At 63.2% G+C, this 19,045-nt stretch carries 19 protein-coding genes, 1 other RNA gene and 3 pseudogenes; 11 read left to right on the top strand and 12 right to left on the bottom strand.

From position 1 onward, the window contains the following. Nucleotides 1–21: 21 nt before the first annotated feature. Nucleotides 22–1,203, bottom strand: coding sequence for a penicillin-binding protein activator (locus tag G568_RS0106640; protein WP_026757289.1), 1,182 nt, complete (start codon nucleotides 1,201–1,203; stop codon nucleotides 22–24). Between the two features lie 85 nt (nucleotides 1,204–1,288). On the opposite strand from G568_RS0106640, the gene rsmI reads away from it, so the two are divergent. The 4 genes from rsmI (at nucleotide 1,289) to G568_RS0106620 (ending at nucleotide 4,555) form a co-directional block, all read left to right on the top strand. Beyond that, nucleotides 1,289–2,152, top strand: a complete 864-nt coding sequence (gene rsmI / locus G568_RS0106635; protein ID WP_026757288.1) for a 16S rRNA (cytidine(1402)-2'-O)-methyltransferase — start codon at nucleotides 1,289–1,291, stop codon at nucleotides 2,150–2,152. Between the two features lie 68 nt (nucleotides 2,153–2,220). Next, nucleotides 2,221–2,634: a YraN family protein gene (locus tag G568_RS0106630; protein ID WP_037373793.1), complete on the top strand. Its 414-nt coding sequence runs from the start codon at nucleotides 2,221–2,223 to the stop codon at nucleotides 2,632–2,634. Between the two features lie 57 nt (nucleotides 2,635–2,691). Beyond that, nucleotides 2,692–3,630, top strand: coding sequence for a glutathione synthase (gene gshB, locus G568_RS0106625; protein ID WP_026757286.1), 939 nt, complete (start codon nucleotides 2,692–2,694; stop codon nucleotides 3,628–3,630). Nucleotides 3,631–3,634: 4 nt separating this feature from the next. Continuing rightward, nucleotides 3,635–4,555: an alpha/beta hydrolase fold domain-containing protein gene (locus G568_RS0106620; protein ID WP_245582894.1), complete on the top strand. Its 921-nt coding sequence runs from the start codon at nucleotides 3,635–3,637 to the stop codon at nucleotides 4,553–4,555. Here G568_RS0106620 and G568_RS18440 read toward each other — a convergent pair. The 3 genes and pseudogenes from G568_RS18440 to G568_RS0106610 form a co-directional block, all read right to left on the bottom strand. Beyond that, nucleotides 4,525–5,133: pseudogene (locus G568_RS18440) on the bottom strand (ATP-binding protein); the annotation flags it as partial. The gene G568_RS0106620 and the pseudogene G568_RS18440 sit on opposite strands and share 31 nt — an antisense overlap. 37 nt (nucleotides 5,134–5,170) lie before the next feature. Next, nucleotides 5,171–5,869 carry an NYN domain-containing protein gene (locus G568_RS19905; protein ID WP_245582893.1) on the bottom strand — a complete coding sequence of 233 codons (699 nt, stop codon included), beginning with the start codon at nucleotides 5,867–5,869 and terminating at the stop codon, nucleotides 5,171–5,173. A 75-nt stretch (nucleotides 5,870–5,944) separates the two neighbouring features. Next, nucleotides 5,945–6,184 carry a DUF6471 domain-containing protein gene (locus tag G568_RS0106610; protein WP_026757284.1) on the bottom strand — a complete coding sequence of 80 codons (240 nt, stop codon included), beginning with the start codon at nucleotides 6,182–6,184 and terminating at the stop codon, nucleotides 5,945–5,947. A gap of 99 nt (nucleotides 6,185–6,283) precedes the next feature. Here G568_RS0106610 and G568_RS18435 point away from each other — a divergent pair. The 4 genes and pseudogenes from G568_RS18435 (at nucleotide 6,284) to G568_RS18430 (ending at nucleotide 8,421) form a co-directional block, all read left to right on the top strand. Then, nucleotides 6,284–7,124 (top strand): annotated as a pseudogene (locus G568_RS18435) (IS1595 family transposase). A 75-nt stretch (nucleotides 7,125–7,199) separates the two neighbouring features. Further along, nucleotides 7,200–7,757, top strand: a complete 558-nt coding sequence (locus G568_RS20225) for a hypothetical protein (RefSeq protein WP_169576945.1) — start codon at nucleotides 7,200–7,202, stop codon at nucleotides 7,755–7,757. Between the two features lie 183 nt (nucleotides 7,758–7,940). After that, a complete protein-coding gene (locus G568_RS0106600) occupies nucleotides 7,941–8,141 on the top strand; it encodes a hypothetical protein (protein WP_026757283.1) in 201 nt (66 codons plus the stop codon). Between the two features lies 1 nt (nucleotide 8,142). Continuing rightward, entirely contained in the window at nucleotides 8,143–8,421 is a 279-nt protein-coding gene (locus tag G568_RS18430) for a hypothetical protein (RefSeq protein ID WP_037373792.1), read from the top strand. Nucleotides 8,422–8,438: 17 nt separating this feature from the next. On the opposite strand, the gene G568_RS0106590 is transcribed toward G568_RS18430, so the two are convergent. From G568_RS0106590 to trhO, 3 genes and pseudogenes are all read right to left on the bottom strand, one after another. Next, nucleotides 8,439–8,909: a hypothetical protein gene (locus tag G568_RS0106590; RefSeq protein ID WP_026757282.1), complete on the bottom strand. Its 471-nt coding sequence runs from the start codon at nucleotides 8,907–8,909 to the stop codon at nucleotides 8,439–8,441. A gap of 51 nt (nucleotides 8,910–8,960) precedes the next feature. Then, nucleotides 8,961–9,896, bottom strand: a pseudogene (locus G568_RS18425) (YifB family Mg chelatase-like AAA ATPase); the annotation flags it as partial. A gap of 81 nt (nucleotides 9,897–9,977) precedes the next feature. Continuing rightward, a complete protein-coding gene (trhO, locus tag G568_RS0106580; protein WP_026757281.1) occupies nucleotides 9,978–10,892 on the bottom strand; it encodes an oxygen-dependent tRNA uridine(34) hydroxylase TrhO in 915 nt (304 codons plus the stop codon). Nucleotides 10,893–11,018: 126 nt separating this feature from the next. Here trhO and pncB point away from each other — a divergent pair, with 126 nt between their 5' ends. From pncB to G568_RS0106565, 3 genes are all read left to right on the top strand, one after another. Continuing rightward, the gene (gene pncB / locus G568_RS0106575; RefSeq protein WP_026757280.1) at nucleotides 11,019–12,311 is read left to right on the top strand and encodes a nicotinate phosphoribosyltransferase; all 1,293 of its coding nucleotides are present in this window, start codon (nucleotides 11,019–11,021) and stop codon (nucleotides 12,309–12,311) included. Nucleotides 12,312–12,506: 195 nt separating this feature from the next. Continuing rightward, nucleotides 12,507–12,818, top strand: a complete 312-nt coding sequence (locus G568_RS0106570) for an H-NS histone family protein (protein WP_026757279.1) — start codon at nucleotides 12,507–12,509, stop codon at nucleotides 12,816–12,818. Nucleotides 12,819–13,266: 448 nt separating this feature from the next. Continuing rightward, nucleotides 13,267–14,040, top strand: coding sequence for a DUF1013 domain-containing protein (locus G568_RS0106565; protein ID WP_026757278.1), 774 nt, complete (start codon nucleotides 13,267–13,269; stop codon nucleotides 14,038–14,040). 28 nt (nucleotides 14,041–14,068) lie between these two features. Here the strand turns inward: G568_RS0106565 and recR are convergent, their stop codons facing one another. From recR to G568_RS18420, 5 genes are all read right to left on the bottom strand, one after another. Then, on the bottom strand, nucleotides 14,069–14,662 hold the full coding sequence (gene recR / locus G568_RS0106560; RefSeq protein WP_026757277.1) for a recombination mediator RecR: 594 nt from the start codon (nucleotides 14,660–14,662) through the stop codon (nucleotides 14,069–14,071). Nucleotides 14,663–14,738: 76 nt separating this feature from the next. After that, the gene (locus tag G568_RS0106555) at nucleotides 14,739–15,083 is read right to left on the bottom strand and encodes a YbaB/EbfC family nucleoid-associated protein (protein WP_026757276.1); all 345 of its coding nucleotides are present in this window, start codon (nucleotides 15,081–15,083) and stop codon (nucleotides 14,739–14,741) included. A 71-nt stretch (nucleotides 15,084–15,154) separates the two neighbouring features. Then, nucleotides 15,155–16,933, bottom strand: a complete 1,779-nt coding sequence (locus G568_RS0106550) for a DNA polymerase III subunit gamma/tau (RefSeq protein WP_026757275.1) — start codon at nucleotides 16,931–16,933, stop codon at nucleotides 15,155–15,157. A 96-nt stretch (nucleotides 16,934–17,029) separates the two neighbouring features. Beyond that, an RNA gene (gene ffs / locus G568_RS19900) (signal recognition particle sRNA small type) lies at nucleotides 17,030–17,128 on the bottom strand. 47 nt (nucleotides 17,129–17,175) lie between these two features. Next, nucleotides 17,176–19,029 carry a bifunctional 2',3'-cyclic-nucleotide 2'-phosphodiesterase/3'-nucleotidase gene (locus G568_RS18420; protein ID WP_037373791.1) on the bottom strand — a complete coding sequence of 618 codons (1,854 nt, stop codon included), beginning with the start codon at nucleotides 19,027–19,029 and terminating at the stop codon, nucleotides 17,176–17,178. Nucleotides 19,030–19,045 lie beyond the last annotated feature (16 nt).

The raw sequence follows: 19,045 nt of genomic DNA, 5'->3' as shown, positions 1-19,045 counted from the left end.
GTACCGGGCTGCAGTGCCTGATCAGAATCCGGCACGGTTGAACGATCTGGGCGCGGGATCAATCACGTCCACCTTCTTGTCTGTGATCCGGGCCACCGCAAGGCCGCGTTCGTTGGTTCCGTCGCGGCGCAGGCGCAGGATGCCGTCAACGCCCTGGAACCCGGCGCTTTGGGTAAGCGATGCGGCGGTCAGTGCATCGCGTTGACCGCTGCGGACCAGTGCGCCGATCGCGGCGACGCCATCATAGGCCAACCCGCCGATCGGGTGCGGTGCGCCGCTATATGCCTCCTCATAGCGGCTGCGGAAGCGCGCGCTGAGCGCCGGAGCGGGTAGTGCGAACCAGCCACCCTGCACGCCGGGCAGTTCAAGCGTTTGTGCCGGAATATCCCACCGCGTCAGGCCGATATACTGTAGGTCCGGCCCCGGCGCCAGGCCCGCCTCGGGCAGCAACTGGCTTAGCAGGGGAAGCGCGCCGGCGGTGTTGGCGGTCAGGAAAAGGGTATCGGCGTTGGTTTCATCCACCCGCTCGACGATGCGCGCGACGGCATCGATGACCCCCTCTTGCGACATCTCGTACGAGACCGAGCCCGCCATCGTCATGCCGTTGCGTGCGACGGCGCTGGCGATCGCCTGCCGGCCCAGTCGGCCGGGGGTGTCGTTGGAGTGAACCGCCAGCACGTTGTACTTGCCTTGCGCGGCGGCGTAGCTGGCCAACCGGTTCGCGGTGTTCTGGAACGTCTGGCCCAGTACGAACAGGTTGCCGCCCGCGATGGTGGTGTTGTTGGAGAATGACAACACGTTGATCCCGCGCGGGGCCACCGCGACCGCGGCGGCGTTGGCGGTTTCGGCATAGACCGGGCCAAGGATGATGCGCGCGCCCTCGTCCACGGCCCGAACCGCGGCGCTGCGCGCCTGTTGCGGCGCGGCGGCGGTGTCGTAGACACGCAGATCGATCTGGACGCCCTGCAAGTCCTGTATGGCCAGTCGCGCGGCGTTTTCCAACGACTGCGCCAGCACCGCATCGCCGCTATTGCCCGACCCCCGCGGCACCAGGAGCGCCACGGGAACCGGGGCGCTGGTGTCGATGCGGGGCCCGGCGCCCGGCGACAGGCCGACCGGCTGACAGGCGGTCAGCCAAAGCGCCGAAAGGATCACGATGATGCGGGCAATCGGCTTGCGGGCAAAAGACAAAACGGCAAACATGGGGTATTCGGGCTCCCTCGGGTAAGACGGTCTTGGGTGCCGCCGGTTTCGGGAGCGATAATAAACACCATGCGAGGCGGGTCCAGTGTTGAATCTGAGAGATGACAAACCGGAGGCCGGTCTGTACCTGGTGGCGGTGCCGATCGGCGCGGCGCGGGACATCACGCTCAGGGCGCTGGACCTGCTGGCAAGTGCCGACGTGATCGCCGCCGAGGATACCCGCGCGATGCGGCGGCTGATGGATATCCACGGCGTGGCGCTGGGGGACCGGCCGCTGCTGGCGTATCATGATCATAATGGCGCGCGGGTGCGGCCGCGCCTGTTGGCTGAACTGGAGGCGGGTAAATCGGTTGTCTATGCCTCCGAGGCGGGCTCGCCCCTGGTGGCCGATCCGGGCTACGCGCTGGCGCGCGACGCACGCGAGGCGGGGCACCGGGTGACCACGGCGCCGGGGCCATCGGCGGTGATCGCAGCGCTGACCGTGGGGGCATTGCCGACCGATCGGTTCCTGTTTGCCGGCTTTCTGCCCAATGCCACGGGGCAGCGGAAATCCGCCCTTGCCGAGCTGTCCGAGGTGCCTGCGACGCTGGTGTTCTACGAATCGCCCAAGCGGCTGGCGGCGATGCTGCGCGACGCGGCCGCGGTTCTTGGGGAGGGGCGAAAGGCTTCTGTGTGCCGCGAATTGACCAAGAGATTCGAAGAGGTGATCCCCGGAACCCTGTCGGAGCTGGCCGCGCATTTCAATGAGACCACGGTGAAAGGCGAGATCGTCGTGCTGGTGGATCGCGGGCATTCGCCAATCATTAAGGAAGATGATTTAAACCACTTGCTTGAGGCGGCACTTGAGTCACACTCATTGCGTGATGCGGTGGATGCGGTGACCGGGCAGACAGGCCTGCCGCGCCGTACGGTTTACAAGGCCGCGCTAAAGATCGGGCGCGGGGAGTGATCGGCGCGGGCGATTTGGCAATGCAAGAGCTGCGGGCAACGCCTGCCGCGTCTGAAGGAGGTTGAAACATGTCGGTTCATTTCGATCCGGGCACCGCAGTAGCGGCGCCGATTGCGCGGCGCAGGGAAAGAGGCCGGCGCGCCTACCTTTCGGGATGCGCAGCGGAAGAGCGCGTGATGGAGGCCTACCAATCAAGCGGGATGCGCGTTGCGGCGCGGCGCTGGCGCGGCGGGGGTGGTGAGATCGACCTTGTTATGCGGGCGGGTGATCGCCTGATCTTCGTCGAGGTCAAGGCGGCCCGCGATTTCGACACGGCCGCCAGAAGCCTTGGCGCGGCGCAGATGCGGCGCATCAGAACGGCGGCAAGCGTCTATGCCGATCGTGAGGCTGACGGGGAATTGACCGACATGCGGTTCGATGCGGCCCTGGTCAACGGGCGCGGCGAGATACGGATCGTGGAAAACGCCTTCGTTGATTTCTGATTTGCCTCTTGCCGAGGGTTGCGCCATTGAAGGGGCGACATGGCAAGGGGGCGCGACATGAAAATCGCATTTCAGATGGATCCGATCGGTCCGATAGATATCAACGCCGACACCACCTTTCGGATTGCCGAAGAGGCGCAGCGGCGGGGCCACGAGTTGTTTTACTACACCCCGGACATGCTGGCCTTTCAGGAAGGGCGGATCACCGCGCGGGGTTGGCCGCTGACGGTGCGGCGGGTCGAGGGGGATCATTTCAGCCTTGGCGCCGAGGCCGAGGTGGATCTGTCCGAGTTCGATGTCGTGTGGCTGCGCCAGGATCCGCCGTTCGACATGTTCTACATCACGACGACCCATCTGCTGCAGCGTATTCACCCCGAGACCCTTGTGGTGAACGATCCGTTCTGGGTGCGGAACTATCCCGAAAAGCTGATGGTTCTGGATTTCCCCGACCTGACGCCGCCGACGACCATCGCGCGCGATTTGACCACGATCCGGGCGTTCAAGGAGGCGCATGGCGATATCATCCTCAAGCCGCTTTATGGCAATGGCGGCGCCGGGGTGTTCCGCCTGACCGAGAGCGACAGGAACCTGTCATCGCTGCACGAGTTGTTCACCGGGTTCTCGCGCGAGCCCTTGATTGCGCAGAAATTCCTTGCGGACGTGTCCAATGGCGACAAGCGGGTGATCCTGGTGGACGGTGAGCCGGTGGGGGCGATCAACCGGGTGCCGGCGGCCGGCGAGACGCGGTCGAACATGCATGTGGGCGGGCGCCCCGAGAAGATAGAGATGAGCGCGCGCGACCTGGAGATTTGCGCGCGGATCGGGCCGCTGCTGAGGGACAAGGGGCAGATACTCGTGGGGATCGATGTGATCGGCGACTATCTGACCGAGATCAATGTCACCTCGCCCACCGGCATTCAGGAGTTGGAGCGGTTCGACGGCGTCAACGTCGCGGGCCGGATCTGGGAGGCGATCGAGGCGCGGCGCGGGGGCTGAACGCGTGGCGGGCAGCCTTGGGATACGGTGGTTTTCGGCAGTGCTGCGCGCGGTGGTCAAGCCGCGTCTGAGCAGCACCAGCCCCCCGACGAAGGCGCGCGGGCATTTGCGGCTGATCGCGCGGCTGGTGTTCCGGCAGCCCGGTTATGCGCTGATCCTGCCCCGTGCGGCAGCGGGCGGTGCACCGCCCATGACCCGCATTTCGGTGGGCAGGCCGGCGGCGCGGCGCGTGATCCTTTACTTTCATGGGGGCGGCTATATCGCGGGCAGTCCGGCCACGCATGCGCCGATGCTGGCGAGGCTGGCCAAGATATCGGGGGTCGAGGTGCGCGCGCCCGCATATCGCCTTGCGCCCGGGGCGCGGTTTCCGGCCGCGTTCAAGGACGCGAAGGCGGCGTTTCGATACCTGCTAAAGGCCGGGTACCGCCCCGGCGACATCGTGCTGGGCGGGGATAGCGCGGGTGGCGGCCTGGCACTGGCGCTGTTGGCGTGGTGCTGTGCGCAGGGCCTGCGCCCGGCAGGGGCGTTTGCCATGTCTCCCTGGACCGATCTGACCGGGTCCGGCGCGTCGATGACGCAGAACGCGGCGCGCGACGCTTATCTGCCTGCCGAACGGCTGGACGAGTTGGCGGGTCTCTACCTTGGCGACGCGCCGCGGGACGATCCGCGTGCCTCGCCGCTGTTTGCCGTGTTCGACAGACCGCCACCGGTGCTGTTGCAAGTGTCCGAGTCAGAGATCCTGCGCGATGATACGCTGCGCATAGCAGCGCTGTTACGCGCGCAGGGCGGCGATGTGACGGTCCAGACTTGGGAGGACGCGCCGCATGTCTGGCAGGTGTTCGATGGCTGGCTACCCGAGGCGCGCGCGGCGTTGCGCGCTGTGGCGTCGTTCATTCAGACGTCGTTCGCGCCCGCGACGCGGTAGCTGACCGCTTCGGCGATATGGGCGTGCGACACACCGTAATCCCCGTCCAGATCGGCGATGGTGCGCGCGACCCGCAACACCCGGTGATAGCCGCGCGCCGACAAGCCGAACCGATCAGCCACGCGAGATAGCAGTGCGCGCCCTTCGGCATCGGGGGTGGCGATTTCGGTGAGGGTGCTGCCCTCGGCATCTGCGTTCAGGTGGGCGTCGGGGTGGTCTGCGAACCTGTCGTGCTGGCGTGCGCGGGCCTTGGCCACGCGGGCGGCGACCTGCGTCGAGGTGTCGCCCGACGCGGGCAGGTCAAGGTCGGTAAAGGCGACGGGCGGCACGTCGACGCGCAGGTCGAACCGATCCATCAGCGGGCCGCTGATCCGGCCCATGTAATCCTCGCCGCAGGCCGGTGCGCGCGAGCAGGCGCGCGACGGATCGCTGAGGTAGCCGCATTTGCAGGGGTTGGCGGCCGCCACCAGCATGAACCGGCATGGGTATTTCACATGCGCATTGGCGCGGGCGATCATCACCTCGCCCGTTTCGATCGGTTGGCGCAAGGTTTCCAGAACGGTGCGCGAAAACTCCGGTATTATGGAGCAAACTCACCAGATGTGATGATGAACGTCACCTATTGCGTCTATCTGGATGAACCCAGCCATCAGGTGGCGCATACTCTCTAGGGCGGCGCACATTTGCGACGCCGGGCTTAAACACTATTTCTGGCATTACACAGCGCTCAATATGGTCCCTCGTCAATTTGACCCTGCCGTGAGCGTAATTTTCGATGTGAACGGAGAAGTTTCGGCCTGGCGGAGCAACCGTTGTAAGCTTTTTCTCCGGAAACTGCTGTGCAAACATTCTAGCGGTAGCGGACTGATCCGAATCCTGAGAGATCAAATAGGCGTGGTCAATATCGTCCGCGAAGGCGTCTCTGAGTAGGTGGATTGCGACATTGATGTCTCCAGCCTTCTCAGTGGGTTTTTTCCAAGTAGTATCGCAAGCCCGACACTCCATGTCCTCACGCACGTAGTGTCCCCGTACCACGTCCACACCTTTACACTCTAAAGCGCCAACGAACTGCTGATGTCGCCATTTCTTTCGTGCATCAGGATAGTACGCTGTGCAGTAACACACTGTAACAAGCCGTTCTGATCGGCTTGGAATGATTATTTCGCCAAGCTTCCAGTAGTCAGCCCACTTAAGAAAGCCTTCCCCTAGATCGTCTATGGCATGGTAGAGATTAAAGCCGTCAATATATAAACCGGCTCGATTTTTTTCATCCAAAAGCTTGCTTCTCGCGGACTGATTCGCTATATATTGCACATCAACGCGACGCGGTACGCCGCTAGCACGCCCTCGGCTCCGGCCGGGGGTTTTTCGTTTCTACATCAGCCGGAGTTATGTCTCAAGGTTGACGCTGTGTGCCCCTATCGCATCCATGCACATCATGAAGAACGCAGCGGTGAAGCTACCACGGCTTATCTTGTTTGCTATGTTGCGCTCCGTCTCGGGCGTCCCGAGAGCAGTCAAGCGATCCGCTAGCTGGCCGTAGGTAACGCCTCTGCGCTTTAGCTCGGCCTTCAGGATGTTCTTGGCCTTGGTCTCGTAATCCTCAACGACCGCTAGATCTTTCGGCATGGCTGCGCCTCCTTATAAAAACATCACATTTAATGATATAGCCCTTGTATCCGGTGATTTCTACACTTACATATGGTGTAGAACATCATCGGATATGATATGGCACAGCACTTCCTTCTCTCCCCCGCCGCCAAGACCCTCTCGCTGGTCAAGATCATGCGCATGTCTGACGATCAGGCGCGCAAGGCGTTCCAGGCGATCCGTTGGGCCGATACTGACGGCGATCCGGTTTGCCCTGAATGCGGTGGCGTAGAGCACTACAACATCAAAACCCGCCCGGTCTGGAAGTGCAAAGCCTGTGCCAAGCAGTTCAGCGTCACCAGCGGCACCATCTTCCACAGCCGCAAGCTGGCGGTGCGCGACATTCTCGCGGCTATCGCGGTCTTCATAAACGGTGCGAAGGGCTACAGCGCCCTCCAGCTGTCCCGTGATCTCTCCATCGACTACAAGACCGCCTTTGTCCTGCTACACAAGGTCCGCGAAGCGATAAGTGTCGCGCGGGATCACGGCGCGCTGTCCGGCGACGTGGAAGTTGATGGCGCGTATTTCGGTGGATACGTGAAGCCTGCGAACGAGATTCAGGATCGTAAGGACCGTCGCCGCAAGGCTCACCAGTCCGGCAAGCGTCAGGTTGTCATTGCCGTTCGCCAGCGTGACGGATCAACGATCACGCATGTCGGCCAGAACGAGGCCGAGGGCGTAGCTCTGGTCGCCGCCAACGTCCAGCGTGGCACGACCGTTCATGCTGACGAGGCAAGCCATGATCGGCATTCACCATCACATCGCCGGGAAATACCTTGATGCCTATGCTGCGGAAATGGCGTGGCGTGAGGATACTCGCCGTGTCGCCAACGGCACACAGTTCGCCATGACTGTGGCTGCGGCCATGACTGCACATCAGTCGGACCGCTGGTGTGGATATTGGCAGCGCAGCGCGTAATCGCCTCCACCATTCAATCGCGAACACGACAAGAACATACACTTACGGAGATTTCATTGAAATCGTCCGTAAAACGTGACACGTTCGCAGAAACAGGTTGGATTGGGGCGAATCGCCATGTCAAATTTCGTTGCGGCACTGGACACGGAAATCGCGGAGTTGGAGCGGCAGCTATCGCAGCATCCAGCATACGTGAAACTTTCCGAACTGCGTCGGTTAAGGAAATTATACGCGGGTGCATCCGTTGGCCATCGTGAACGTGTGGTAGCTAGCCAGAAATTTTTTGGTGGCACCGGATGCGAAAGGCGGTCGCCTTCAACCGGCGCTAGCAACGAAATACTGACAGCAGTTCGTGATTATTTGGCAGGAAGAACCGATCCGACACCGACGCGGGAAATCATGAACATGCTTAAAGACAGGGGAATCGAAGTTCGTGGGGCCGTTCCTCAGAATGTTGTCAGTTCCACCCTGTCGAAATCACCGGACATCCAGGCAAATGGCCGGAAAGGATGGATTCTGAAAGAAATTTCGGCCTCTGACGACAAGCCTGACAGCAACACGTCAGAGGCCGATTCCGTAAACCCTGATCCCGAAGCACATGGCCTTAAAGCCTGGCCGGGGGGTGGTACATGATAATAGCCTGAACCATTACCATAGCGCCCTCATCGAAAGGTGGGGGCGCACTTAGCGATCCAGAGTTACAGCTCTGGACCATCGAAAACGACCTGCGAGCAGTCGTCGCGAACACCCTAAATATAGGGCAAATGGCGGATTCTGTCAATAACTCGTGGGTCTTAGCGTGACGGAGTTAATCACGTGCAAGACCAGAAACTTACGCCGGAAATGGTTCCGGTAATCAAGCTGGCGAGAAAAAAGGGGTACAACTACGCCCTGATCGCAGCGCATTACAAAATCAACCAGGGCCGTATCGCGGACGTGATGAAGGGGCGTTTGTTCCCAGAAGTGCCGCCAGCGGAAAATCTCCCTCCTGACTTCCCTAATCAGGTGGGAGGTTGATATGGCGAACTTCATTGTAACCTACGACCTCAACGGGCCGTATCCGTCTCACAAACAGATGGACGAGGCCATTTCCCGGCTGGGGGTAAGGTACGCGCGGGTGTTAGAGACAGTATGGTGGCTTGAATCCTCCAATACTGCTGTGGGCATTCGTGATCATTTGCAATCCATTCTCGGCACAGAGGATTTGCTGCTGGTGATCGATTGTAGGGGTGCGGCATGGACCCGCCTCCTTGTTGACAGCCAATCATTCAAAGACGCCTTCAATAAGGCGGCATGAGGGTATCGGAGGGCGGCTCACTGGCCGCCCTCTTTTAATGCCCACAGCTTGTACGGCCCATATTCGCCGTGATCCGTGGTCACTCCGACCTCTTCAATCAGGCCCTGCCCAACGCAAGACTTGATGCAGGCCCCGATCCGCTTCCTTATCAGAGACAACGTGGCGTCGTCGGCCACCAGTCCGCGATCCTCAGCCCACATTTCGGTGATCTGGCGCGAAGTGAGCGGGCCGTCAGCCTCGCGGAAGGCGTTCAGCACGAACCGCTTCACGCTACCCTTCTGCGCCCGGTGCTTGGTCACATATTCCTTTATGGCGTAGGTATCGGCGGCTGGATCGAACAGGCGGATCGCGGCGTCCAGGTGATCTATGTCCACCGTCAACTTCTTGATCTCCGCTTTGTATCGGTCGCGCAGGTCGCTCAGTTCCTTGTGCTTTTCGACAAGGCCAGCGACGGTGTTGGGGCGGTCGTATTTCGGTGTGTTCTGCATGTCGAATGCATAACATCATCGTTAGCGATGTTCAATACATCATATTTGGTGAGTTTGCTCCATAATACCGGAAAACTCGGGGAATTCGTCGAGAAACAGCACGCCGTTATGCGCGAGGCTGATTTCGCCGGGTTTGGCGCCGCGCCCGCCGCCGACGATGGCCGCCATTGATGCGGTATGATGCGGCTCGCGAAAGGGGCGGGTACGGGAAATGCCGCCCTCGTCCAAAAGGCCGGCAAGCGAGTGGATCATCGAGGTATCCAGCGCCTCGGCGGCGGTCAGGTCGGGCAGGATGCCGGGCATGCGCGCGGCCTGCATCGATTTGCCCGATCCGGGGCTGCCGACCATCAACAGGTGGTGCCGCCCCGCCGCTGCGATTTCCAGCGCGCGTTTCGCGCGTTCCTGTCCCTTGACGTCGCGCAGGCAGCGGCTGCCGGTGGTTTGCAGCACCTCGCCCGGCTCGGCCGGGGGGATCGGGGATTGCCCGGTGAAGTGCCGCACCACCCCGGCCAAGCCGCGCGGTGCAATCACTTGCGTCGCGCCGACCCAGGCGGCCTCGGCCCCCGAAGCATGGGGGCAAAGCAGGATCCGATCCTCGCGTGCGGCGGCCATCGCGGCGGGCAACGCGCCGGTGACTGCGACAAGGTCGCCGTCCAGCGACAGCTCGCCCAGGGCGGTGGTGCCGGCCGCCGCGTCCTGCGGGATGATCTCAAGCGCGGCCAGCAGGGCCAGCGCGATCGGCAGGTCGAAATGGCTACCTTCCTTGGGCAGGTCGGCGGGCGACAGGTTGATCGTGATCCGCTTGGACGGAAGGGCGATGGCCAGGGAATTGAGGGCGGCGCGCACACGCTCGCGTGCCTCGCTTACGGCCTTGTCGGGCAGGCCGACGATGGAAAAGGCAGGCAGGCCGGGGGTGACGGCGCATTGCACTTCGACGGTGCGGGCGCTGACGCCTTCGAATGCGACTGTGTAGGCGTGCGAAACCATCCCGGCCCCTCGAACAAGACAGGGTTAACGCCTATGCGCCAAGGGTTTAGGAAATGTTAACGCGGGCGTGCGCCGGGGCCTTCAGACGCCGATCACGCCGCCCAGATGCGTTTCGCCGCGGGCGCGGGCCAGGTCGATCTGATGCTGGCGCTCGCGAAAGCGCGCCTTGTCGTCTGCGGAGGTCTCGTCGATGCACTGATGGCAGGACACGCCGTGCTCGTATTCGGGGCGGTGCCTGTCTTCGGGCAGGATCGGGCGGCGGCAGGCGTGGCACAGCTCGTGCGGGCCTTCGACAAGGCCGTGCCCGACCGAAACGCGCCGGTCGAAGACAAAGCATTCCCCCTGCCAGGTGCTGTCATCGGCAGGCACTTCTTCGAGGTATTTCAAGATGCCGCCCTTGAGGTGATAGACCTCTTCCACGCCTTGCCCGAGTAGGAAGTTAGTCGATTTCTCGCACCGGATGCCGCCGGTGCAGAACATCGCGATCCGCTTGTTGTGAAAGCGGTCCTTGTTTTCCTCCCACCACTGGGGGAAGTCGCGGAAACTGCTGGTTTCGGGGTCTACGGCGCCCTCGAACGTGCCGATGGCGACCTCGTAATCGTTGCGGGTGTCGATCACGGCGACATCGGGACTACGGATCAGATCGTTCCAGTCCTGCGGCGCGACGTAGCGTCCGGCCTTGGCGCGCGGATCGACGTCGGGCTGGCCCATGGTGACGATCTCGCGCTTGAGGCGCACCTTCATCCGGGCGAAGGGCGGCTTTGAGGCGGTGCTTTCCTTCCACTCCAGATCGGCGCAGCCGGGAAGTGCGCGGATATGGGCCAGCACCGCGTCGATACCGGCGCGCGATCCGGCGACGGTGCCGTTGATCCCCTCCTGCGCCAACAGAAGCGTGCCGGTCACGCCGCAGTCCTCGCACAGCTCGCGCAGGGGCGGGCGCAGGGCGGCGGGGTCGGGAAACTGGGTGAAATGATATAGCGCGGCGATAATGTGCATGGACGCGATTTACGCCAGGCGGGGCCCTTTGCGCAAGGGGCGGCATTGACGCGGCAACACCCCCCGCCTACGCCTTGGATGTGAAGGCCGCGCCGGGGTGCGCGGGGGATGAGGAGAGGGATGGACATGGTCGATATCGCCACGCGCGTCTGGAACCACCGTTGGAAGATCGATCCGGTGGTGCGGTCTTTGATCGACACGGATTTTTACAAGCTTTTGATGTGTCAGTCCGTCTTTCGCAATATGCCGGACACGAAGGTGACGTTCAGCCTGATCAACCGGGCCGATCATGTGCCCTTGGCGCGGCTGATCGACGAGGGGGAGCTGCGCGAGCAGCTTGATCATATCCGGTCGCTGTCGCTGACGCGGGGGGAGTCGACCTATCTGCGGGGCAACACGTTCTATGGCAAGCGGCAGATGTTCCGCCCCGATTTCATGGAATGGCTGGAGGGGGTGCGCCTGCCGCCCTACCACCTTGAGCGGGTCGGCGATCAATATGAGTTGACGTTCGAGGGGGCGTGGCCCGAGGTGATGCTATGGGAAATTCCGGCGCTGGCGGTGTTGATGGAGCTGCGGGGTCGCGCCGTTCTCAATGATATGGGGCGCTTTGAATTGCAGGTTCTTTATGCGCGGGCGCTGACCAAGCTTTGGGAAAAGGTGGAGGTTCTGCAACGCGTGGAGGGGCTGCGGCTGGCTGATTTCGGGACACGGCGGCGGCACAGCTACCTGTGGCAGGATCGTTGCGTGCAGGCACTGATCGAGGGGCTGGGCGAGAAATTCGTCGGCACCTCGAATTGCCATATCGCGATGAAACGCGATATCGAGGCGATCGGAACGAATGCCCATGAATTGCCGATGGTCTATGCGGCGCTGGCGGAAACGGACGAAGAATTGCGCGCCGCGCCTTACAAGGTCATGGCCGATTGGCATGAAGAGCACGACGGCAATCTTAGAATTATCCTGCCTGATACATTCGGGTCGCGGGAATTTCTGGAAAACGCGCCCGATTGGCTGGCGGGGTGGACGGGGATGCGGATCGATAGCGGTGATCCCGTTGCCGGGGCGGAGGCCGCTATCGAATGGTGGCGCGCCCGTGGAGAAGATCCGCGCCAGAAGCTGGTGATTTTTTCCGATGGTTTGGATGTCGACAAGATTGTGGAATTGCAGAAGCGGTTTTCAGGGCGGGTGCGGGTCTCGTTCGGGTGGGGAACTTACCTGACGAATGATTTCCGGGGATTGGCGCCCGATGATGCGCTGGCGCCTTTTTCGCTGGTGTGCAAGGCTGCGTCGGCGAATGGGAATCCCACGGTGAAACTGTCAGACAACCCATTGAAAGCAATGGGACCTTCGGATGAGATCGAACGCTATCGCAGGGTTTTCGGCGTCGCCCCGCAAGAGCGGATGGACGTTTTCGTTTGATCGCGAATTGAAAAGGCCGAAATGGTTTCGCTGCTTAGGGTTGCGCAGTTAGATTCAATCAAGCGAGTAGGTTGTTTTTTAAAACGCCATAGATCAATTTATCGAAACTGCGGCAATGAAAATTCTATTGCCAGGGTTTCCGAAACCTGTTTGTGATCTTATGTTATGCAGTAGTCACAAACAAAGGACGCGAAAATGAACGCTGTTGATTTGGATCGCTTGTCACTGGAAGAGCTAAAAGATTTGAAGAAGAAAGTGGCCAAAGCCATTAATACATATGAAGATCGCCAGAAACAGCAGGCCCTTGCCGCGCTGGATGAAAAGGCGCGCGAAATGGGGTTTTCCCTTTCGGAATTGACGGGCGGACGCAAGGCGCGCAAGCCCTCGGTGCCCAAATACCGCAATCCCAATGACCCGAGCCAGACCTGGACCGGAAAGGGGCGGCAGCCCGCATGGTTCAAGGATGCGATCGAAGAGGGGAAATCGCCAGAAGACATGGCGATCTGATTTGCTTGCACGCGGTCCGGCGATGCCAGGGGCGCGAATGGCCTTGAGCGGACATAGGGCGATCAATTGAGAAGCCGCGCATCGCCGGGCCGCGGTGCGGCGATCCCTCGCTGGTGCGGGGCACTTTATCCCGGACGAATCCGAAGAACCTTGGAGCGTTGTGCTTAGCCCAGCCAAATCGCCGTGCCGGGGGGCGGCCCGGCGATGCGCGGCGGCCTGCGGCCGCTAATTCGCGCGGGACGTTATTTCGAACGGCAGTAACAGGCCATCACCGCCCCCTATTGCCGGATGTCGAATACCGGCGTTCCGGGGGCAAATGCGTATTCGCCCTTTTCTTATGCGACAAGAATGCGTATATAGCGCCCAGTTTCCCGACAACGGTAACCGGCCCCCACGCGGGGCAGCCTGCTCAAGGCATCGGGAGAGATTTGGGTCAAGGAGAGATGAAATGGCCAAACCGATCATGGCAAGGGCGACCGCCGTCTGGCTGGTGGACAACACCACGCTGACGTTCAAGCAGATTGCCGATTTCACCGGCATGCACGAGCTGGAAATCCAGGGGATTGCCGATGGCGACGTGGCCGCCGGGGTCAAGGGGTTTGACCCGATCGCGAACAACCAGTTGTCTGCAGAGAACATCAAGGAAGCCGAGGCCGACCCGCTGGTCAAGCTGAAGCTGAAGCACAACCCGGCGGCCGAGGGCGAGGCCACGCGCCGCGGTCCGCGCTATACGCCGCTGTCGAAGCGGCAGGACCGGCCGGCGTCGATCTATTGGCTGGTCAAGTTCCACCCCGAACTGACGGATGCGCAGATCAGCCGCCTGGTGGGCACCACCAAGCCGACGATCAAGTCGATCCGCGAGCGGACGCACTGGAACATCGCCAATATTCAGCCGATCGATCCGGTCGCATTGGGCCTGTGCAAGCAGTCCGAGTTGGACGAGGCGGTGCAGAAGGCGGCGGCCAAGCGGGCCGCCTCCGGCGAGGTGATGAACGACGACGAGCGCCGCAAGCTGGTGACGACGGAAACGTCGCTAAGCATGGAAGACACGCCGCGCATGCCGACCGCCATCGAGGGTCTGGAGACCTTTAGCCTGAAAGAGGACGAGGGCGAGGACACCGAAGAGGGCGACACGGAATCGCCCGAGTACGACGCCGACAGCCTGTTCAACCTGCCGTCGGGTGCGGACAAGGACGACGACGAGGAAGACGAGCAGCCCTGATCGCCGGGGCGCGCCGGGCCGCTGCCCCTCAGAGCGTCTTGCGGGCGTTCAGGGCGGCGGTGATGGTGCCGTCGTCGAGGTAATCCAGCTCTCCGCCGATGGGCACGCCTTGCGCCAGCGAAGTCAGGCGCACGCGGCCGTCAAGCTGATCGGCGATGTAATGCGCGGTGGTCTGGCCATCGACGGTGGCGTTGAGGGCCAGGATCACCTCGGTGACATCCTCGGCATCAATGCGGTTCAGCAGGTGGGGAATTCGTAGCTCGTCCGGGCCGACATGATCGAGGGCGGAGAGCGTGCCGCCCAGCACGTGATAGCGCCCTTTGAACACGCCGGATCGCTCCATCGCCCACAGGTCGGCGACATCCTCGACCACGCAGATCATGCCGTTAGCGCGCTTTTCCGAGGTGCAGATATCGCAGATGTCTTCGGTGCCGATATTGCCGCAATTGCCGCATTCGCGAGCGGTGGCGGCGACGGTGTGCATCAGGTCCGCCAGCGGGGTCATCCGCAATTCACGCTTGCGGATCAGGTGCAGCACCGCACGCCGGGCCGAGCGCGGCCCGAGGCCGGGCAGCTTGGCCATCATGTCGATCAGGGCGTCGATGTCGCGGTTTGAGCTCATGCGCGGACCTGTGTTGACCGGGGTCAGGTGGGGGCGCTGCCCCCACACCCCCGGAGTATTTAGGGCAAGATGAAGATCAGAACGGCAGGTTCATGTCCTTGGGCAGGCCCATGCCTTCGGTCAGTTTTCCCATTTCCTCCTGGGCCTTGTCTTGGGCTTTTTGCTGAGCGTCCTTGATCGCGGCGAGGATCAGGTCCTCAACCACTTCCTTGTCGTCGGCGGAAAAGATCGAGGGGTCGATATCCAGCGATTTCAGCTCGCCTTTGACGGTGCAGGTGGCGCTGACCAAGCCGGTGCCGGATTCGCCGGTTACCGTCATCTGTTTCATTTCTTCCTGCAGTTGGGCCATCTTTTCCTGCATTTCCTGGGCGGCTTTCATCATCTTGCCCATATCGCCCATCTGGCCGAGTCCTTTGAACATGTCGTGATCTCCTTGGTTGTGCGGTGGCTGCGCTGGCCGGGTGTGTGGGAACGGGTAGCCGCGCGCGGGGGTCAGTCGTCTTCCTCGAACGGGTCCCATTCATCCTCGACCTCGGGCAGGGCCTCGGCCTGCGCTTCGGCGGCGAGGTCCTGATGGCTGCGGATCTCTGTTATCTTTGCTCCGGGGAAGGTGTGTAGGACCGCTTGCACCATCGGGTGTGCGGCGGCTTCGGCGCGCAGGCTGTCCTGGGCGGCCTCGCGGGTTTCGGCGATGGTGGGGGCGCCGCCCTCGTTGACGAGGGTCACGGCCCAACGGGTGCCGGTCCAACGTTGGAGGCTGGCGCCGAGGCGTTGTGCCAGGTCTGCGGGGGCGTTTTCCGCCGGTTCGAATTCGATCCGGCCGGGGCGGTAGGCGGCGAGGCGTACGCCGGTTTCGACCTCGACCAGCAGTTTCATATCGCGCTGTGCGCGGATGAGGTCGACCACCTGATCGAAGCGGGCGTAGTGGGCGAGGGCCTCTTCGGTGTTGGGGGCCAATGCCGTCTGTGCGCCGCCACCGCCGCCCTGCCCGGTTGGGGCGGGGGTGCTGCCGTGGCTGGCCTGCGCGTGGGGGGCGGACGGTGTGCCCTGCGCCGGGCCGTTGCCGGGGGCGCCGCCGCCCTGTGCGGGCGGGGTGGGGGGCGGCGTGTCTTGCAGCTTGCGCAGAAGTTCCTCGGGGCCGGGCAGATCGGCCACGTGGGTCAGGCGGATCACGGCCATTTCGGCGGACATCATCGAATTGGGGGCCTGTGCGACCTCGTCCAGGGCCTTGAGCAGCATTTGCCACATGCGCGTGAGCACGCGCATCGGCAGCGCCTCGGCCATGTCGCGGCCGCGGGCGCGCTCATCGGGGCCAACGGTTGGGTCTTCGGCGGCTTCGGGGGTGATCTTGACCACGCTGATCCAGTGGGTGATCTCGGCCAGGTCGCGCAGCACCGCCATCGGATCGGCGCCTTCGGCATATTGCGCGCCCAGCTCTGACAACGCGCCGGCGGCGTCGCCTTTCATGATCATGTTGAACAGGTCCAGCACCCGGCCCCGGTCGGCAAGCCCGAGCATGGCGCGCACCTGATCGGCGCCGGTTTCGCCGGCGCCGTGGCTGATCGCCTGATCCAGAAGCGAAGTGGCATCGCGCGCCGAGCCTTCGGCGGCGCGGGTGATCAGCGCCAGCGCGTCATCGGTGATCTGGGCGCCCTCGGAATCCGAGATACGGCGCAGCATGGCGATCATTTCCTCGGGTTCGATCCGACGCAGATCGAACCGCTGGCAGCGCGACAGGACGGTCACCGGCACCTTGCGGATCTCGGTGGTGGCGAAGATGAATTTCACATGCTCTGGCGGCTCTTCCAGCGTCTTGAGCAGCGCGTTGAACGCGCTGGTCGAGAGCATGTGCACCTCGTCGATGATGAAGATCTTGTAGCGGGCACTGGCGGCGCGGTAGCTGACGGTTTCGATGATCGCGTCGCGGATGTTTTGCACGCCCGTGTGACTGGCGGCGTCCATTTCCATCACGTCGACGTGGCGCCCTTCCATGATGGCGGTGCAATGCTCGCACTGGCCGCAGGGGCTGGTGGTGGGGCCGCCGGTGCCATCGGGGCCGATGCAGTTCATGCCCTTGGCGATGATCCGGGCGGTGGTGGTTTTGCCGGTGCCGCGAATCCCCGTCATGATGAAGGCCTGCGCGATGCGGTCGGCCTTGAACGAGTTCTTGAGCGTGCGCACCATGGCGTCCTGACCGACCAGGTCGGCAAAGGTTTCGGGCCGGTATTTCCGGGCCAGTACCTGATAGGCGGTGCTGTCCTGTTCGCTCATGTGACCTGTGCCTTGCGCTGTTGGTGCTACAATAGGCGGGGTGCCTCGGCGCGTCCACCGTGAACGGGGGGTGATAGCGCATGTGTTTGGGGGAAAAGGTGAGAGGCTGGACAACGACCCAAGCGGGGCTCGTTACGGCTGCTTCCTTCCGGACCTGACCGGGTTGGCGAGGCGCTTGCCCGCGCCAACCTCTCACCGGACTACATAGGCGCCTAGTGACGGATTCGCAAGGGCCGCAAGGCTTACAAGTGCAGGCGCAGGCGCATGAACCCCTGCGGCGTGGGGCCGAGGCGTTCCAGCGGGGGCAGGTGCGGCCCATCGAGGTAGGCGGCGGCGCCGGGGCCGGTGTCGAATAGCGCCGATGTGCCGGGCGGCATCGCGGCAAAACGCCAAACCGGGCGGCGCGGCGGCGTGATCGTGCCGGTGCGGGCGATGTGGCGCAAAAGCACGTCGCGGATCCTCTCGCGCGTGTCCAGGGCGACGGGCAACTGGCCGAGGGGCGCCATCAGGCTGCTGCCGATGCGGTAGCTGTTGGTGGCGACGACGAAGCGGTCGTCGGGGCGGATCGCGCGGCCGTCGTGCGTGATGTCGGTGACCCGGTGAACGGCGGGATCGGGCAGGGTTCCGTCAATGGCAAAGCGCGGCGGCTGCGACAGGTCGATCCGGTAGCGCAGGCCGCAGATCACGTCGAAGTTGTAGGCGGGGAAATCGGGGTTGCGCAGGGTCTGATCCGGGCGGCCCGGCGTGATCTGGCAATAAAGGCCGGCGGCGCGTTCCAGCCAATCATGCAGCTGCGCGCCGGTTACCTCGACCGCCTGCAAGGTGTTGGGAAAGAGGTAAAGATCGGCCAGGTTGCGGCGCGACAGGGGGCCGGCGGGCACGTCGCTATAGAAATCGGGGCCGGCCTGACCGCCGACCTTGAAGGGGGCGGCGGCGGAGAGGAGAGGCAGATCGGCATGCGGCCTGCCTTGCAACAGCTCGGCAGTGCGGGCGCGCTGTGCCTCGGCGACCAGTTGCACGGCGGCATCATCGGCGATCAGGGTGAAGTAGCTATGGAGCGGTGCGGTGGTGTGGCCGACGGGCTGCCGGATATGTGTCAGGGTGGCGCTGTGCGCGGCGGAAACTGCGCGCTGCACGGTGGGGTCGTCGGGCACGGTGCCGTGCGCCGCATCGGGGGCGGTGCGCAGGGCGACGGTGTGATCGCCGATGCGCCATGCGCCGTCCGCGCCGCGCCGCAAGGTCAGGTCCATCACCCCAAGGTGCGAGCCCCAGAACCCCGGCATCATCGCCGGTTTGCCGTGGATCGTGCTTGTCCGGGTATCGACATGGTCGAGCCCCTGGAACCGGGGGCCGGGGAACGTTTGGTGTTGGTGGCCGCACAGGATCGCGTCGATCCCGTCGATCGCGGCGAGGGGCACGGCGGCGTTTTCCAGATCGGGCCGGTCCCGCGCGTCGCCGATGCCGGTATGGGCCAGCGCGATGATCAGGTCGGCGCCCTGCGCGCGCATGGTGGGGATGTGGGCGCGAGCGGCGTCGCAAATGCCCTGCATGCGGATCGCGCCGTTCAGCATCGCGCGGTCCCACGCCGTTATCTGCGGCGGGGCCAGCCCGATCAGGCCGATGCGCAGGGTATGGGGCCGGCCGGTGGTGTCTGTCGCGGTAAGCGGCAGGATCATCCACGGCGGCAGGGACGGGCCGCCGGGGCGGGTGATATTGCCCGCAACCACGGGAAACGCCGCATCGCGCAGCGCCCGGTCAAGGGTGGGCAGGCCGTAGTTGAACTCGTGATTGCCAAGGGTCGCGGCATCAAAGCCAAGCGCGTTCATGGCCGCGATCATGGGGTGGATGCCGGTGCTGTCGATCACGTCGGGATCGGCGAACAAATCGCCCATCGGGGTGCCTTGCAAAAAGTCGCCATTGTCGAGCAGGAGGCAATTCGCGGCCTCGGCGCGGGCCTCGGTGATCAGCGGGGCCAGCCGCGCCAGGCCCCCCTGCGGCGCGGGTCTGTCGGCGAAGTAGTCATAGGACAGCAGGCGCATGTGCAGGTCGGTGGTCTGCAACAGGCGCAGGTGGAGGGTATCGTCGGATTGGAGCATATCGGATGACGCTGGT

The sequence above is a fragment of the Sediminimonas qiaohouensis DSM 21189 genome (assembly GCF_000423645.1).
Taxonomy (GTDB): domain Bacteria; phylum Pseudomonadota; class Alphaproteobacteria; order Rhodobacterales; family Rhodobacteraceae; genus Sediminimonas; species Sediminimonas qiaohouensis.
This window is presented reverse-complemented; position numbering and strand designations above follow the sequence as displayed.